The organism is Mesorhizobium sp. W067, assembly GCF_054719525.1.
Window position 1 is genome coordinate 4085046 of the sequence record NZ_JBTTII010000001.1, and the last position, 16457, is coordinate 4101502.

Here is a 16457-nt window from a genome sequence, read left to right on the forward strand (position 1 = left end):
GAAGGGACGATCACGGATCGAAAACCGACGTAACGCAATGTGCGCTTTTTTCCTTACCAAAAAGGCATTTCAGGATTAACCATAGGATGATGAACGCGCGGGAGTCGACCGGAACGGCTGGACAGATGCCAGTGGTGCGTTTGCGTGTGCGTACCGGGCTGGGCCGTTTGCGCACCGCCCTGCGTCTCGCCTCCCTCTGTCTACTGCTGCTGGTGGCCCTGTTTGCCGGTGGCTTCGGCTGGTTCGCCAGCAAGGTCAGCCACATGACGACCCCGACCAACCCAGCCAAGGCCGATGCGATCATCGTCTTGACCGGCGGTCAGGCCCGCCTCGACGCAGCACTCGATCTGCTTGCCTCCGGCAAGGGCGAGCGGCTGCTGATCTCAGGCGTGCATCCCTCTGCCAGCCGCCGCCAATTGCAGGCTGCTACCGGCGGCGACAAGGCGCTGTTTTCCTGCTGTGTCGACATCGACCGCGCCGCGCTCGACACGATCGGCAATGCCGAGGAAAGCGCTAAATGGGTGGAGAGCCACGCCTATGGCAGCGTCATCCTCGTCACCAACAATTACCACATGCCGCGCAGCCTGCTCGAGATGGGCCGCCTGCTGCATGGCGCCAGGCTTGAACCCTATCCGGTGGTCAACACCAATCTGGACAATGGCGACTGGCTGACCAAGCCGGAAGCGCTACGCGTGCTTCTGACCGAATACAGCAAATACCTGCTGGCGCTTGCGCGCGGCGTCGTCCCGGTCCGCCAGACTGCCGACAGCGTCGCACTGGCCGAGGTTTCGACCGCCAAGGACTAAAGCAATTCCAGGAAAAGTGTGTAGCGGTTTCCCCGGGAAAAGCACGTACGCTTTCCCTTGGGAATTGCGTCCAGACAGACGACTCTGACGGCGCTCGATTACCCCTTGGCCGTGCCGTCTTCCGCGCCACGCAGCCGCGCAATCTCCTGTTCGAGGCTTTCAATCCGCTTGTCGCGTTCGGCGAGTGCGGCCGCGACATCGGCGGCCTCGAATCGCTGCGGAATGTGTTGCGGGCAATTGGCATCCCAGGCCGAGACGGTGAACAAGATGACCTGCTCGGGGCGCGCCTTGTAGTCCTGCGGCATCAGCCTTGCCAGAAGCTCGGCATCGTCCTCGACGACGCGCGCCGTGCCCCAGATCTTGACGCGCTGGCGATGCGCATAGTCGATCAGGAACAGGAATGCCTGGTTGTTGTCGGCGAGATTCCCCTGCGTGATGAACTGCCTGTTCCCGGAGAAATCGGCAAAGCCGATGGTCTTCTCGTCCAGCACCTTGAGGAAGCCGGCTGGCCCGCCGCGATGCTGGATGTAGGGCTGACCCTCGCCATTTGCCGTCGACAGGAAGACGCTGGTCTGCGCCGCGATGAAGTCGGCGAGGTCGGGCGTCATATGGGCGCGCCATCCGCCGCGCTCCTCGGCGCTGGCATAGCCCTTGCGCGAACCTTTGCGGGTCTGGATCGCCTTGACCGTCGGCGTGAAGGCGACATCGCTGGTGAAAGTGTGAGCATTCATGGAAGCCTCCGCGAGGCCGAAACACGGCCATTGTACGCGAAGAGGTAGATCCTTCCATGTTTTGGATGTAGATGGCATAGTTGCAAGCTATCCTTCCAATTTCCGGAAGAAAGTATGGATCGTCTCGAAGCCATGTCGCTGTTCGTCGCCGCGGTGGAAGCGGGCAGCCTTTCCGCTGCCGGCCGCCATTTCGGCATTCCACTGGCAACGGTCAGCCGCAAGGTTTCCGACCTCGAAAAGCACCTTCAGGCGCGCCTGCTGAACCGTTCGACCCGGCAGCTCACGCTGACCGATGCCGGCCAGGCCTATCTCGCCGCCTGCCGCCGCATCCTCGGCGAGGTCGGCGAAGCCGAACGCACCGCTGCCGGCGAATACAGCACGCCGACCGGCGACCTGTTCATCACCGCGCCGGTCGTTTTTGGTCGCCTGCACGTGCTGCCTGTCGTCACCGAATTCCTGGCGGCTTATCCTCAAGTCAACATTCGCCTGACGCTGGCTGACCGGATAACCCAACTGGCGGAGGAACATCTCGACCTTGCCATCCGCATCGGCGAGCTTGCGCCTTCGAGCCTCATTGCCATCCGCGTCGGCGCGATCCGTCGCGTCGTGTGCGCCAGCCCCGCCTATATCGCCGCGCATGGCATGCCGCGGACGCCGGACGATCTGGCCGCGCATGAATGCATCAGTTTCGAAGGGCCTGCAGCGCTCGCCAGCTGGAGCTTTGCCGGCGACAAGGGCGAACTGATCGTGCCGATCCACTCACGGCTGCGCGTCAACACGGCGGAAGCTGCAATCGATGCCGCGATTGCAGGCGCCGGGATGACGCGGGTGCTCTCCTACCAGATCGCGGACGCAGTACGTTCCGGCGTGCTCGTCCCGGTCTTGCGACCCTTCGAGCCGCAGCCGTGGCCGGTGAGCCTCGTCCATGCCGGCCAAGGCCTGCTGGCGGTGAAACTAAGGGCGTTCCTCGATTTCGCCGCTCCGCGGCTGAAGCAGCGGCTGTTGCAGGCGACGTGGTGAGTTGAGACTGGCTTGAGTCAGTGGCGAGCCGGCCTATGTCAGGCCATTGCGGCGTTTCCTTTTTGCCCGCGCTTGGTGTAACCAACGCACACCTCCTCAACGGGCCCTTCCCCGCATGCTCTATATCCGCTCGCTGGCGTTCAACTTCGTCTTCTATGTCAATCTGATCGTCCAGATGGTCCTCTGGACCCCTTACTACTTCCTCTCGCCACGCCATCGCGCCTGGTTCGTGCCGAAATTCTGGTCGCGCACCAGCCTGTGGCTCTACGACAAGATCGCCGGCACCAGGAGCGACATCACCGGCGTCGAGAACCTGCCGGAGGGCTCTTTCATCCTGGCGCCGAAACACCAGTCGTTTTGGGACGCGATCGCTTTCTTTCCCTTCCTCCACGATCCGCTTTATATCCTGAAGCGCGAGCTGACCTGGATCCCCTTCTTCGGCTGGTACATCCTGAAGATGCGGATGATCCCGGTTCACCGCGGCAGCCGCTCCAAGGCGTTGAAGCAGGTCGTTGCATCGACAAAGCAGGAGATGGGGCGCAATCCGCGCCAGCTGATTATCTACCCCGAAGGCACGCGCCGAGCGCCAGGCGACGAGCCGGCTTACAAATACGGCATTGTCGAGCTCTATACGCAGCTTGGCGTCCCGGTGGTACCGGTCGCCCATGTCGCCGGCCTCTATTGGCCTCGCCGCAAATTTTTGCGCTTTCCCGGCACCATCAAGGCCCGCTTCCTGCCGCCGATCCCGCCCGGGCTCGGCAAGGACGAATTCATGGACCGGCTGATCGGCGATACGGAAGCCGCCTGCGACCAGCTGCTGATCGAGGCATCGCAGGCTCCTAACCCGCCGCAAATGCCGCCGACGGCGGTCAAGCGGCTGGCCGAACTCGCCGCGGCCGCCAAAGCAATTCCAGGAAAAGTGTGAGCGGTTTTTTCCGTCCTGAATCGCGCCAAAACAAAAAAGACCAAAGCTTGATCTCTTCTGCGGGCCGGCTCAAGGCCACGCCGCCAGCGCCGTGGTCAGCACCAGCGTCGCCGCGAAGGCCAGATTGATGATCCGCGACGTCAGCGGCTGGCGCAGGGTGCGGGCGAAGGCCGCGCCGGCCAGCAGCCACAGCACATGGATGGCTACGATCATCAGGGTGAGAACCGCCAGCCTGGCCGGGATGCCGAGAGCTGCGGTCGCGGAGCCAGCAAGGACCGCAGCAATCGCCAGATAGGCTTTCGGGTTGGCAACGGCGAGCAGGAAGCCGCCGAGGAAGGTCGGCAGAACCGCGCTGCTGTCACGCGCGGCCAGCGGCGGCGCTGTCGCTATTCTGTAGGCGAGGTAGAGAATATAGGCGGCTGAAGCGACCGCCAGCACTGGCGCTACGCCCGGCATCGAGGTGAGGATAGCCTTGATGCCGGTGGCCACGACCAGCAGCACCGCGACCGTGCCTAAAATGATCCCCGATGTGTAGTGAAGCGAATTGCGCAGGCCGAAGGCGGCCCCTATCGCCGTGACGCTGATCGTCGCCGGGCCAGGACTGCCCATACGACGGTTGCCGCCAGCACCAGCGCCAGCAATTGCTGCCAGGGCTGCGCCTGCGAAAGAATGTCTGCGGCCATGCTGCCTCTTCTCCACAATAATGGAGAACAGTGTGGCAAGGCGGACAGCCGTCGTCTTGAACGATCGTGCCGAACCTGCGCGGCTAGGCGCTGGCCTTGTCCAGCGCCACGAGATCCTCCGCGCTGAGCTTCAGCGATGCGGCGCGCACCAGGCTGTCGACCTGGTCCAGCGTCGTGGCGCTGGCGATCGGCGCAGTGATGCCGGGCTGCGCCATCACCCATGCGAGTGCTACTTCCGCCTGCTTGGCCGAATGGCGCGCCGCCACAGTGTCGAGTGCGGCCAGAATGCGCATGCCGCGCGCATTGAGATAAGCCTTCACGCCGCCGCCGCGTTCACTTTTGCCGAGATCGGCCTCGCTACGGTATTTGCCGCTCAAAAACCCCTTGGCGAGACTGAAATAGGTGATGACGCCGATATCCTCGGCCACGCACACATCATGCAGCGGCCCGTCGAAGGATGAGCGATCGTAGAGATTGTATTCCGGCTGCAGCACGCTGTAGCGCGGCAGCCCGCGCAGGCTGGCAACATCGAGCGCGGCGCGCAGCTGGCCGGCGTCGAGATTCGAGGCGCCGATATGGCGGACCTTGCCGGCAGCGAGCAGCTTCTGGTAGGCGCCGAGCGTCTCTTCATAAGGCGTGGTCGGGTCCGGCCAGTGCGACAAATAGAGGTCGATGACATCGGTCTGCAGTCGCTTGAGCGACGCCTCGACTGCCCTTTCGATATGGGCAGCGGACAGATCCTTCTTGCCTTGTCCCATATCCGAGCCGACTTTGGTGATGACGATGATCTTGTCACGGTTGCCGCGGCTTTTCATCCATTTGCCGATGATGGTCTCGGACTCGCCGCCCGCGTGGCCGGGCACCCAGCGCGAATAGGCATCGGCCGTATCGATAGCGTTGAGGCCGGCGCCGCCGAACCGGTCGAGCAGGTCGAAGGAGGTCTTCTCGTCCGCGGTCCAGCCGAAGACATTGCCGCCCAGGACCAGCGGCGCGATGGAAAGGTCGGTTTGACCGAGACGGCGTTTTTGCAAGACGGGGCTCCGTGGGCTGGCGGCGGGCGACCCGAATGCTTCGGGCCGCAGCTAAGCTAGGTCTCGCCGCGCCGAGGTCAAAGGCCTCAGCCAATTTTCCAGCGGGCCAGCGCTTCACAAAGGCGCGAGCGCTTCGCCTGCAGGCTCGCCGTGGTCCACTGGCTCACGAGGCGATCCGCTTCGCCACCTCTTCCAGCCAGTGGTCGCTGATACCCAGCGCCGCGAGATGCTGCAGCGTGTTGAGCACATAGTCCTCGTTGTTTCCGGACTGGCCGACGGCGCCACGGATAACACCTGCCGCATGCGCGGGGTCGAGCCCGCCGGCATACTGCTCATGCTGGCGGTCGACGATATAGGCAACCGCTTTCACTCTCTCTCCCGCGGCCGCCCCATTCCCGTCGAGGCTGATATCGAGCACACGCTCGAGGTAGACGCTGGTCACCAATTCGCGCTCGCGCAGATAGGTCAGCACCTCATCGCGCAGCTCGCCGGGCACGCGAAAGGCCAGCCCGATGCAGGAGCCGCCACGGTCGAGGCCTAGCACCAGGCCCGGCCGCTGGCGCGTGCCGCGATGCACGAAGGAATAGACGCAGAGCGACCGGCGGTAGCCGTAAAGCCGCGCGCGCCGTGTCTCGACATGGGCGAATCCCGGTCGCCAGATCAGCGAGCCGTAGCCAAAAACCCAAAAATCGCCCATATCGCCAAGCCTGATTGTACGAGAGTGACGCCGCCGCATCGGAATCGGTGCTCTTCTGTTCTTTTTGCTTTTGCGTAAGCCACAGTCCACCCGCAACACGCCCGCGTTAATGAAAGCCGCAGCATGACGTCAAGTGACGAGCGTCCGTCGAAGTTTCGCCGCCGGCTGATGTGGCTCGCTGCCTTGCTCGTTATGCTGTTCGGCGTCTACAGCGCAGTCTGGTTCTATGTCGCCGGTCGCGTCAGCAGCGAAGCCGACAAGGCGGTGGCCTCGCTCAAGGACAAAGGCATCGAGGCCGGCTGCGCCAACCTCACCGTCAGCGGCTACCCCCTGAGTTTTGCCATCTCCTGTGACAATCTGGCTTACGAGGACGACGCCAGGAACGTTGCCGCCTCGGCAGGCAGCTTCAACTTCGTTGCAGAGCTCATCCGGCCTTTGTCGCCTGCCGCCGAGTTGCGTGGGCCGCTGCGCACCTCGGTGCCGGGGATGGCGCCGCTATGGATCGACTGGGACAATCTGCAGGCCAATGCCAAGCTCTCCTGGCCCCTGCCCCGGAGCATTTCGCTGCAGGCGGAGAGCTTGTCCGGCCAGACGGATCCGGCCGACGACACTGATCCGGTTTCACTGTTCAGCGCCGGAACCGCGGCGGGCGAGTTGCGGCCCGACGGCCAGGACATCGGCTACGTCGGCAGCTTCACCGATCTTGAGATCGACGCCGACGCGATCGGCGGGCGCGTGCTGCCGCCGCTCGACGGCAGCGGCGACGCGACGCTGAAGAACGGCGTCGCGCTGATGAAGACGCAGGCCAGGAGCCTGCGCGGCCAGGCGGCCGACATCCACAAGCTCGATCTGTCGTCGGGAACCGCGCGCATCACCGTCTCCGGCCCGGTGTCGGTCGACGCCAACGGCCTGGTCAATGCCGACCTGACGATCAAGCTGCAGGATCCCAAAGCCGTGGCGGCAATCCTCGCCACCGCAATCCCCGAGCAGAAGAGCCAGATCGAGCAAGGCTTTGCCGGTCTGGCGCTGCTCGGCAACGAACCGTCGATGCCGCTCAAGGTGGTGAAGGGCAAGGTCTCGCTCGGCTTCATTCCGCTGGGCAAGATCAAGCCGCTCGATTAGAGCAATTCCAAGAAAAGTGTGAGCGGTTTTCCGTCCGGAATTCCGTTAAAACAAAGAGATAGAGCATGATCGCAAAGAGCGGGAACGGCTTTTGGGGAGAGATCATGCTCGAGCAAGCCGACGCATGAACCGACCGGTGAAACTGCTGAGCGTTGGCGCGCTGACGCTGGATACCATCCTGCGCGTCGAAACCCTGCCCACGCATCAGGGCAAGTTCATCGCCTCGGACGGCATCCAGATCGCCTCGGGCATGGCGACAAGTGCTGCCTGCGCCGCCCGCCGTCTCGGCGCCGAGGTGTTCCTGTGGGCAAGTGCAGGTGACGATGCCGTCGGCGACCAATTGCTGGCCGGCATCGAGGCCGAGGGCGTCGATTGCGGCTTTGTCCGCCGCGTCGAAGGCGCCCGCTCGGCGCTGGCCGCGATCCTGGTCGACGCTCATGGCGAGCGCATCATCGTGCCCTTCTACGACCCAAAGGCGCAGGCCGACCCCGAGGCGGTGCCTGTCGCCGATCTTTCCGGCTTCGATGCCGTGCTGGTCGATGTGCGCTGGCCGGGCGCCGCCGCTCTTGCCTTGACCGCCGCGCGCGACGCCGGTTGCCCGGCAATCCTCGACGCCGACACGGCGCCGCTGGAGGTGCTGGAGCATCTGTTGCCGCTGGCGTCGCACATCGTCGCTTCGGAGACGGCTGCACGCATTGTCTGCGGCCACGCGCTGGATCCCGAAACCGCCTGCGCCGACCTCGCCAGCCGCACAGACGCCTTCGTGGCGGTGACCGGCGGCGCCTCGGGAAGCTGGTGGCATGACCGGTCCGCCGGATGCGTGCGCCACATCGCGGCGCCGAAGGTCAAGGCGGTCGACACGCTGGCCGCCGGCGACGTTTTCCACGGCGCCTTTGCCGTTGGACTTGCTGAGGCCATGTCGGTCGAGCACGCGTTGCGCTTTGCCAGCGCGGCGGCCGCGCTCAAATGCCAGCGCTTCGGCGGCCGGCTGGGCGCGCCGGACCGGGCCGAGACAATGGCCATGGTCGCGGCGACCTGGCCCGTCTGAAACAGATTTAACTTTTCACCGGGTGCTCGACCGCCTGCCGGCCGAAATCCGGCACGTCGATATCCTGGCCGGCCTCGATGATCGAACGGCGAACGGCCCGGGTGCGGGTGAACAGGTCGAACAGCTTGTCGCCGTCGCCCCAGCGGATCGCCCGCTGCAGCGAGGCGAGGTCCTCCGAAAAGCGCGCCAGCATTTCCAGGATGGCATCCTTGTTGTGCAGGCACACGTCGCGCCACATGGTCGGGTCGGAGGCGGCCAGACGGGTGAAGTCGCGGAAACCGGAAGCCGAATATTTGATCACTTCCGACTTGGTCACCGATTCCAGATCGTCGGCCGTGCCGACGATGTTGTAGGCAATGATGTGCGGAAGATGCGAAACGATGGCCAGCGTCATGTCATGATGCTGCGGGTCCATCGAGTCGATGTTGGAGCCGCAGCGCCGCCAGAATTCCGACAGCTTTTCCAGCGCGGCCGGATCGGTTCCCGGCAGCGGCGTGAAGATGCACCAGCGGTTTTCGAACAGGTCGGCGAAACCCGCATCCGGGCCCGATTTCTCCGTACCTGCCAGCGGGTGCCCCGGAATAAAGTGCACGCCGTCCGGTACATAGGGCTGCATTTGCGCAATGACGGAGGCCTTGGTCGAACCGACATCGGTGAGGATGGCGCCCTTTTTCAGCCCCGGCGCGATCTCTTGCGCCACCTCGCCCGACGATCCCACAGGCACCGAGACGATGATCAGGTCGGCGTCGCGGACCGCTTCCCTGGCGCCGGTGGTGTAGCTCTCGCCAAGACCGAGCTCCTTCGCCCGCGCCAGCGTGGCCGGGCTGCGCGTCGCGATGGCGACATGGCGGGCCAGGCCCTCGCGGCGGATAACGCGGGCCAGCGACGAGCCGATCAGGCCGATGCCGACCAGCGCGATCTTTTCAAACATCGGTGATGTCATTGTTTCAGCTTTTCAGGAACGTCGTGAGGGCGTCGATAACGCCGCGATTGGCTTCTTCGGTGCCGACGCTCATGCGCAGCGCATTGGGAAAGCCATAGCCGGTAACGCGCCGCAATATATAGCCGCGCTGGGTGAGGTAGTCGTCCGCCGCCTCAGCCGAATGCTTCTTGTCGTCGGGAAAGTGGATGAGGACGAAATTGCCGACGCTGGGCGTCACGCGCAGCCCAAGCTTCGTCAGCTCTTCATTCAGCCAGGTAAGCCAGGTTTCGTTGTGCAACGAACTGCGCTCGACATGGGCGCGGTCGCGGATGGCGGCAATGCCGGCCTCGATCGCTGTTGCGTTAACGTTGAAAGGGCCGCGGATACGGTTGATGGCATCGACGATGTGCAGTGGGCCATACATCCAGCCGATGCGCGCGCCGCCAAGGCCGAGCTTGGAGAAGGTGCGGGTCATGACCACATTCTGTGCGCTGCCCGCCAGCTCGATGCCGGCCTCGTAGTCATTGCGCCTGACATATTCGGCATAGGCCGCGTCGAGCACCAGAAGCACGTTGCCCGGGAGCGCGGAATGCAGGCGGCGGACCTCCTGGAACGGCAGATAGGTGCCGGTCGGGTTGTTGGGATTGGCGAGGAAGATGATTTTGGTCCGCGGCGTCACCGCGGCCAGGATCGCGTCGACGTCGGCGCGCTCCTCGGTTTCCTTCACAGCAACCGGCTTGGCCCCCGCCGACTGAATGTAGATCTTGTAGACCATGAAGGCATGTTCGGTAAAAATCGCCTCATCGCCTGGCGCAAGATAGGTCTGCGCCAGCAGGCCAAGTATCTCGTCGGAACCGTTGGAGCAGATGATGTTTGCCGGGTTGAGGCCGTGCACCTCGGCGATCGCCTCGCGCAGCCGGCGGGCGGTGCCGTCGGGATAGACATCAAGCTTGCTGGCCACTTCGCGCGCGGCCTCGATCGCCTTCGGCGACGGGCCGAGCGGGTTCTCGTTCGACGACAATTTATGGACCTTGGCGACGCCGGCCGGTGCCGTGCTCTTGCCCGGTACATAGGCGTCGATGTCCATGATGCCCGCGCGGGGCGTCGGCCGTGCCTTGCCCGCTGTCTTGTCCATGTCGCAAATCCATCCAGAATGCCTCCGTCCGGAGGCCGCAGCGGAAATACAAGCCGTAGCCGCGAATGTCGAGAGGCGGGCAATAGCTGGCCGTTGACGCCGGGCCGCACGAGTTCTAGAAGAACGCAACAGTTCCGTGGTGATTTGGCCGGTCGGCTTGCAGCCACGTTAAACAACTCGCTAAAGGGCCGTTTGCGTGACGTAACCGGCTTTGCGATCGCATTGCCGGTTTTTTATTGCCTGACGGCGGGCAAGGAGAGTCACATGGCCGCGCTCCGCGCTACAAAAACCAACAACGAGGCCGACAGCCCGTCGAGCCCGGTGTTGCGTTTTGGCCCTGACAAGCCGCTGAAGCTCGACGCCGGCACGCTTTTGTCGCCGTTCCAGATCGCCTACCAGACCTATGGCACCCTCAACGATGCCCGCACCAACGCCATCCTGGTCTGCCACGCGCTGACCGGCGACCAGCATGTCGCCAACACCAATCCGGTGACCGGCAAGCCCGGCTGGTGGGAAGTGCTGATCGGTCCCGGCAAGATCATCGACACCAACCGCTTCTTCGTCATCTGCTCCAACGTCATCGGCGGGTGCCTGGGCTCCACCGGTCCGGCCTCGACCAATCCCGCCACCGGCAAGCCCTACGGCCTCGACCTGCCAATCATCACCATCCGCGACATGGTGCGGGCGCAATTGATGCTGGTCGACCATTTCGGCATCGAAAAGCTGTTTTGCGTGCTCGGCGGCTCGATGGGCGGCATGCAGGTGCTGGAATGGGCATCGTGCTATTCCGAGCGCGTCTTCTCGGCCCTGCCGATCGCCACAGGCGCACGCCATTCCTCGCAGAACATCGCCTTCCACGAGGTCGGCCGCCAGGCCGTCATGGCCGATCCGGACTGGCATGGCGGCAAATATTTCGAGCAAGGCAAGCGCCCCGAAAAGGGGCTGGCGGTGGCGCGCATGGCCGCCCACATCACCTATCTGTCGGAAGCCGCCCTGCACCGCAAATTCGGCCGCAATCTGCAGGACCGCGAAGCGCTGACCTTCGGTTTCGACGCCGACTTCCAGATCGAAAGCTATCTGCGCCACCAGGGCATGACATTCGTCGACCGCTTCGACGCCAACTCCTACCTCTACATGACCCGTTCGATGGATTATTTCGACCTCGCCGCCGACCATGGCGGCCGGTTGGCCGATGCCTTTGCCGGGACCAAGACCCGCTTCTGCCTGGTGTCCTTCACCTCGGACTGGTTGTTCCCGACCGAGGAGAGCCGCTCGATCGTGCATGCGCTCAACGCCGCCGGCGCCTCCGTCTCCTTTGTCGAGATCGACACCGACCGCGGCCATGATGCCTTCCTGCTCGATGAACCCGAACTGTTTGCCGCCATCAAGGGCTTCATCGGCTCGGCGGCCCGCGCAAGGGGGCTCGCCTCATGAGCGTCAATGGCAGCCAGCGCGTCGACCTCGAAGTCGTGGCCAACCTGATACCGCCGCAGTCGCGGGTGCTCGATGTCGGCTCCGGCGACGGCCTGCTGCTCGAACTCCTGCAGGAGACCAAGCAGGTCGACGGCCGCGGGCTGGAGCTGTCACAGCGAGGCGTCAATGAATGCGTTGCGCGCGGCCTCTCGGTCATCCAGGGCGATGCCGACACCGACCTCGAATTCTATCCGGACAAGGGTTTTGACTTCGTCGTCCTGTCACAGACGCTGCAGGCGACCCGCAACCCGAAGCTGGTGCTCGACGAGCTGCTACGAATCGGCAACCGCGCCATCGTCTCCTTCCCCAATTTCGGCCACTGGCGGGTGCGGCTGTCGCTGTTCGTCAAGGGCCGGATGCCGGTGACCGCGGACCTGCCCTATTCCTGGTACGACACGCCCAACATCCATTTCTGCACCATCCGTGACTTCGTCAATCTGGTCGAGGAACTCGGCGCTTCGGTCGAGAAAGCCACCGCGCTCGACGGCAACGGCCAGAAGATCGGCCTGTCGATGCCATGGTGGTTCTGGAATTTCTTCGGCCAGCAAGCGGTGTTCTTGCTGAAGCGGTAGTTTGCCCCTATTCCAGCACGTCCGTCGCCTTGTGCGGGTGCTGAACGCCATCGGCGATGATCACATCGGCGTGGGAGTTGTCGGTGCGCAAGGCCAGAATCTCCCGATAGGCTGATGAATCGTACCAGCCCCACGCATGCGCCCTGTCCGGAAACTCGATGACGATCAGATGCCCGGGCCATTCGTTTTCGACCACGTCCATGTCGCCGCCGTGGACAAGGAAGCGGCCGCCGAACGGCTCCAATGTGGCGTCGATCCTCTGCAGATACTCGACAATCTGCGGGCCCATTGTGACTTGACGCATATGGGCGACGGCGTAGGCGGCCATGGCTGAACTCCCTGTGAGATCGAAGCCCGACGACCGGCTTCGTTGGCGCAATCTGCAGACATGATGGCCATCGGTCGATTACGTCTGGGGTAATCGGCCGGCTTACCGGCGTCCTGGCTCAACAGTTTGTGATGACATTGCCGCTGGTTTTTTGTAGCGTCGAATCGAATGCCATCCCGGGGTAAGGCTTGGACGGCGACCATCAAAACCTCCGGCCTCCAGGCATTTCGGGGCACAATCGAAGCAACATGTCCAAGGCAACCGACCTCGCTCCGCTGATCTCGGTGATCACACCGACGCACAATCGCCGCAGCAAGGTGGTGCGCGCCGTGGAGAGCGTGCTGGCGCAGAATTTTCCCCGGTTCGAACACATTGTCGTCGATGACGGCTCGACCGACGGTACGGCAGCCGCACTTGCCGAAATCCGCGATCCACGGCTGATCTATGTTGGCTCGAAATGGCGCGGCGCCAATGCCGCCCGCAATGCCGGCATCGAGCGGGCGCAGGCGCCGGTGGTGACATTCCTCGATTCCGACGACGTCTATTTGCCGGATCGCCTGGCGCGGACGCTGGAGCAGTTCGACAACAATCCCTCGCTCGAAGTGCTGATCAGTTCCTTCGTGTCGCTGAAGGGCAATCGCCGCACCAACTGCGTCAACCGCGAAGCGCTGCTGAGCCGCGACTCGCTGGAGCGGGCCCTTGTCGCGCAGACCATCTTCATTGCCGGGTCGGCAATCACCGCCCGGCGCGAGTCGCTGCTGGCCATCGGCGGCTACGACAGTGACGTCACGCGCATGCAGGATCGCGAATTGTTGCTGCGCTTTGCCCGTCGCAGCGGCGCGCAGCTGTCCGAAGTGATCGACTGGAAAAAGTACAACTCGGAGAATTCGATCTCCGGTCGCCGGGACGGCTATGTCGAAGCCTATGCGAGCTTGATCGACAAGCACCCCTATATCGCCGACCGCTACCCCTACATTCCGCCTTACATGATCGCCCGGCAGCTCATCGCCGATGCACTCAAGGGCAGGGTTTCGCAGGCGTTCTCCGGCTATATGGCCAACCGGTCGTCGAAGGCGCTTGGCTATTCGCTGCCGCAGCTGTTGCGTGGCTATGTCGGCGGCCGGCGCTGGCGCCGCGATCTCTATGCCGAATTTCGCGACAAATACGGTGCACGGCCGGCCTGAAGTTTGCCGACAAGCCGCGCAGCGGCTTTCCCCTCCGAACTGCCTCAAACCTCATTTGTCGAGTTCCGGCAGATATGGGTCGGAATATAGCCGCCGGTCGCGTTCGCCCTGCAGGCAGTCCATGGGTGCGGCGGCATCGATCGGGACCACGGTCGCATCTGCGATGCCGCTCACCTCCAGGATCAACTTGCGGCGTATGGCGGTGGCGAATTCCGAGGCCGCATAGATCGGCAACACGAAGGAGCCGGGCCCACCGGTGACGCAGTCGTCATAATACTGGTCGAGATGGCTGAAGGTCGGCGACGGGCTGATCAGGATCGGCAGGCCGTTGATGACGATGCCCTTGGCCACCGCCGCATCGCGTGTCGTGGCGACGGGCAGCCCGGTGTTGTTGGGACCGTCGCCGGAAATGTCGATGACGCTGCGTGGCGCATCGAACCCCGTGCCCTCGAACAGCCCGGCGCCGAAGGCAAGCGCGCCCGAAATCGAGGTGCCGCGAAAGCTGCGGAACGGCCGCGCTTCTATTCTGTCGGCGAAGGCGTTGGCGCTCTCTGCGCTGTCGATCACCTGCCAGGCGATGACGCCATCCTCGCGCACGACGCCCGCCCATTCGAAATAGGCAAGCGCGATGCGCCCGGTGGTTCCCGAGCGCACGGCCTTGATGAAATCGGGATGCCTGAGCGCCTCGACATAGCCCGCGCGCTGCAGCGCGAACTCCCTCTCGTCCATCGACTGTGAGATGTCGACGGCCAGCACCAGTTCGACATCCACGGCAACGGCCGGGGCAGCCACGGGCGTGGTGCAGGCAAGGCAGGCAAGCAGGCTGAGCGCATCGAGCATGGCCGCACCACGGACGTTTGGACCCGTGAATCTTCGCCGCGATCGCGGCGAAATAAAGCCCCTTCTACTTCTTTCGCCGCACGGCCGCTTTCGGCGGCGGGTCGATGGCGCCGGTCCTGACTCGGGCGGGTTTCAGTGGCGCAGCACCCGTATCCTTCACGATGTTCAATGCGCGTGGAAAGAAATGACCATTGTGCAGTCCGCGCCCGATGTTGAGGATCGCGGTTTCCGGCAGGCGTTTCTCCAGCATGGACAGTACCCTTCGCAGCGAAGGACCATCGAACGCGTCCATCGCTTCGTCGATGATCACCCATTTCGGCTGCCGCAAGGCCAGTCTGGCGAAGGCCAGCGACCGCTGTTCGTCATCGTTGAGTTCACGCTCCCAGCGTGCGGAACGGTCGAGCGAGGATGACAGCCGCTCGAGGCCGACCTCGGCCAGCACCGCCCCAAAATCAGCATCGCCAGCCGGCGCCGAGCCATTCGGATGCAGCACTTCGCGTAACGTGCCGGCAGGAAAATACGGAACACGCGGCACGAAAATCGGCGTTTCTCCGGCCGGCAAGCCGATCCGCCCGCTGCCCCAGGGCCAAAGGCCGGCAATGGCGCGGAAGAACAATGTCTTGCCGGCGCCTGGGTCGCCGGTGATCATGACGCGCTCACCGGGATGGATCTCGACATGGCTGTCTGAAAGTTTGGTGCAGCCCTCCGGCGAGGCCACTTGGAGCTTCTCGAAGGTCAGGCTGCCATTGGCGTTATCGCCGAATTCGATGCGCTTTTCCTTGTCGTGCAACACATCGGTTTCATCGAGCGCAATGCGGAAGTCGGCAACGCGCATCAGCGTGGCGCGCCAGTCGGCGATGCCGCCGATATTGTTGATGAACCAGCGCAGCGACGAGTGCACCTGGTTGAAGGCGCCGACCGCCATCATCAACCCGCCAAAGCTGATATCGCCTGAAAAATAGACCGGCGATGCCACAAGGATCGGCGCCACCACGGTGATCCAGCCATAGGTATCGGTCACCCAGGAAAGGTTGATCTGCGCTTTGTAGATGTTTCGCATCGCGCCCAGCACCGTGCCAAGGTCGATTTCGAGCCGTCTCTTGGCATCGGCTTCGCCGTGATAGAGCGCGATGGCGTCGACATTCTCGTTGACGCGCACCATCCCGGAACGCAGCTCGGCCTCGCGGGTGTAGCGGTCGCTGTTGAGGCGGATCAGCGGCCGCCCGACCAGCCAGCTCAGCCAGGAGGCGATGCCGGCATAGAGGAACGCGGCCCAGACCATGTAGCCCGGTATCGCCAGCGACCAGCCGTTGATGTGGAAGACGAAGCCCGACGAGAGTTGCCAAAGCACGCCGACGAACGACACCAGCAGGATGAAGGATTGCAGCAGGCCGACGCCGAGGTCCGTCGACAGATCGGACAGATGCGCGGCATCCTGCTGCATGCGCTGGTCGGGATTGACGCCGATGGCGCCGGCATTGGCGAGCCGGAAGGCCCGCGCCGGCCGCATCCATTGGTCGATCAGGTCGAGCGTCAGCGCCTCGCGCAGCTTCAGCCGGATCATCTGGTTGAGCCAGGTCTGAGCGATGTTGAGCAGCAGCAGCGTGCCGGCAATCACGGCAAAGATCATCAGCTGGTGCAGGAAGGCCGCCATGTCGCGACGCGCCAGCGCATCGTAGAAGGGCTGGTTCCAGCGGTTGAGCAGAACCTGGCCGATCGACGTCGCGACGATGACCGCCATAATGCCGACCGACGTCCAGACCAGCCACTTGCGCACCGGTGAGCCTATCAGCGCCCGTTTGATCGTCGCCACCTGATCGCGCAGGCTGCTGGCATCGACGGTTACCGGCTGAGCGGCGGCGGACTTGTCCGGTTGATCAGCCATGCACGAGGTCCTTGCGTTCAGAAGCGTTGCTGAAACCAGATGGAGAGACTTGAAG

General features: G+C 63.7%; 16 protein-coding genes, 1 pseudogene and 1 riboswitch. Of the genes and pseudogenes, 8 read left to right on the plus strand and 9 right to left on the minus strand.

From position 1 onward, the window contains the following. Nucleotides 1-86 precede the first annotated feature (86 nt). Nucleotides 87-806, plus strand: coding sequence for a YdcF family protein (locus ACYG97_RS19855; protein ID WP_023673311.1), 720 nt, complete (start codon nt 87-89; stop codon nt 804-806). Between the two features lie 98 nt (nt 807-904). On the opposite strand, the gene ACYG97_RS19860 is transcribed toward ACYG97_RS19855, so the two are convergent. Further along, entirely contained in the window at nt 905-1537 is a 633-nt protein-coding gene (locus tag ACYG97_RS19860) for a pyridoxamine 5'-phosphate oxidase family protein (RefSeq protein ID WP_023673310.1), read from the minus strand. 114 nt (nt 1538-1651) lie between these two features. Between ACYG97_RS19860 and ACYG97_RS19865 the strand changes: the two genes are divergently transcribed. Then, the gene (locus ACYG97_RS19865) at nt 1652-2557 is read left to right on the plus strand and encodes a LysR family transcriptional regulator (protein ID WP_023685345.1); all 906 of its coding nucleotides are present in this window, start codon (nt 1652-1654) and stop codon (nt 2555-2557) included. Nucleotides 2558-2672: 115 nt separating this feature from the next. Beyond that, nucleotides 2673-3482, plus strand: coding sequence for a lysophospholipid acyltransferase family protein (locus tag ACYG97_RS19870; RefSeq protein ID WP_023673308.1), 810 nt, complete (start codon nt 2673-2675; stop codon nt 3480-3482). Nucleotides 3483-3551: 69 nt separating this feature from the next. Here ACYG97_RS19870 and ACYG97_RS19875 read toward each other — a convergent pair. The 3 genes and pseudogenes from ACYG97_RS19875 to ACYG97_RS19885 form a co-directional block, all read right to left on the minus strand. After that, nucleotides 3552-4165, minus strand: a pseudogene (locus ACYG97_RS19875) (LysE family translocator). An 83-nt stretch (nt 4166-4248) separates the two neighbouring features. Beyond that, nucleotides 4249-5196 carry an aldo/keto reductase gene (locus tag ACYG97_RS19880; RefSeq protein ID WP_023685347.1) on the minus strand — a complete coding sequence of 316 codons (948 nt, stop codon included), beginning with the start codon at nt 5194-5196 and terminating at the stop codon, nt 4249-4251. A gap of 163 nt (nt 5197-5359) precedes the next feature. Then, nucleotides 5360-5893: a gamma-glutamylcyclotransferase gene (locus ACYG97_RS19885; RefSeq protein ID WP_023673305.1), complete on the minus strand. Its 534-nt coding sequence runs from the start codon at nt 5891-5893 to the stop codon at nt 5360-5362. Between the two features lie 123 nt (nt 5894-6016). Between ACYG97_RS19885 and ACYG97_RS19890 the strand changes: the two genes are divergently transcribed. Both ACYG97_RS19890 and ACYG97_RS19895 read left to right on the plus strand, forming a co-directional pair. Further along, nucleotides 6017-7015, plus strand: coding sequence for a DUF2125 domain-containing protein (locus ACYG97_RS19890; protein WP_023734611.1), 999 nt, complete (start codon nt 6017-6019; stop codon nt 7013-7015). A 124-nt stretch (nt 7016-7139) separates the two neighbouring features. Next, entirely contained in the window at nt 7140-8063 is a 924-nt protein-coding gene (locus ACYG97_RS19895; protein WP_023685349.1) for a sugar kinase, read from the plus strand. 7 nt (nt 8064-8070) lie between these two features. Here the strand turns inward: ACYG97_RS19895 and ACYG97_RS19900 are convergent, their stop codons facing one another. After that, nucleotides 8071-9006, minus strand: a complete 936-nt coding sequence (locus ACYG97_RS19900; RefSeq protein ID WP_023685350.1) for a prephenate/arogenate dehydrogenase family protein — start codon at nt 9004-9006, stop codon at nt 8071-8073. A gap of 4 nt (nt 9007-9010) precedes the next feature. Beyond that, complete coding sequence (gene hisC / locus ACYG97_RS19905) at nt 9011-10120, minus strand: histidinol-phosphate transaminase (protein ID WP_023734612.1); 1110 nt, start codon at nt 10118-10120, stop codon at nt 9011-9013. A 126-nt stretch (nt 10121-10246) separates the two neighbouring features. Then, nucleotides 10247-10324, plus strand: a riboswitch (SAM riboswitch). A gap of 60 nt (nt 10325-10384) precedes the next feature. Between hisC and metX the strand changes: the two genes are divergently transcribed. Continuing rightward, nucleotides 10385-11554 (plus strand): homoserine O-acetyltransferase MetX, encoded by a 1170-nt coding sequence (metX, locus tag ACYG97_RS19910; RefSeq protein ID WP_023734613.1) that lies wholly within the window; start codon nt 10385-10387, stop codon nt 11552-11554. Continuing rightward, the gene (gene metW / locus ACYG97_RS19915) at nt 11551-12165 is read left to right on the plus strand and encodes a methionine biosynthesis protein MetW (RefSeq protein WP_023685353.1); all 615 of its coding nucleotides are present in this window, start codon (nt 11551-11553) and stop codon (nt 12163-12165) included. Before metX ends, metW begins: the two co-directional genes overlap by 4 nt. A 7-nt stretch (nt 12166-12172) precedes the next feature. Here the strand turns inward: metW and ACYG97_RS19920 are convergent, their stop codons facing one another. Continuing rightward, nucleotides 12173-12493 carry a DUF1330 domain-containing protein gene (locus ACYG97_RS19920; protein WP_023694041.1) on the minus strand — a complete coding sequence of 107 codons (321 nt, stop codon included), beginning with the start codon at nt 12491-12493 and terminating at the stop codon, nt 12173-12175. Nucleotides 12494-12741: 248 nt separating this feature from the next. On the opposite strand from ACYG97_RS19920, the gene ACYG97_RS19925 reads away from it, so the two are divergent. Then, nucleotides 12742-13677, plus strand: coding sequence for a glycosyltransferase family 2 protein (locus ACYG97_RS19925; protein WP_023673297.1), 936 nt, complete (start codon nt 12742-12744; stop codon nt 13675-13677). Between the two features lie 51 nt (nt 13678-13728). Here the strand turns inward: ACYG97_RS19925 and ACYG97_RS19930 are convergent, their stop codons facing one another. Together ACYG97_RS19930 and ACYG97_RS19935 are read right to left on the minus strand one after the other, a co-directional pair. Further along, nucleotides 13729-14517, minus strand: coding sequence for a DUF1194 domain-containing protein (locus ACYG97_RS19930; protein ID WP_023714977.1), 789 nt, complete (start codon nt 14515-14517; stop codon nt 13729-13731). Nucleotides 14518-14581: 64 nt separating this feature from the next. Beyond that, nucleotides 14582-16402, minus strand: a complete 1821-nt coding sequence (locus ACYG97_RS19935) for an ABC transporter ATP-binding protein/permease (RefSeq protein ID WP_023734614.1) — start codon at nt 16400-16402, stop codon at nt 14582-14584. Nucleotides 16403-16457 lie beyond the last annotated feature (55 nt).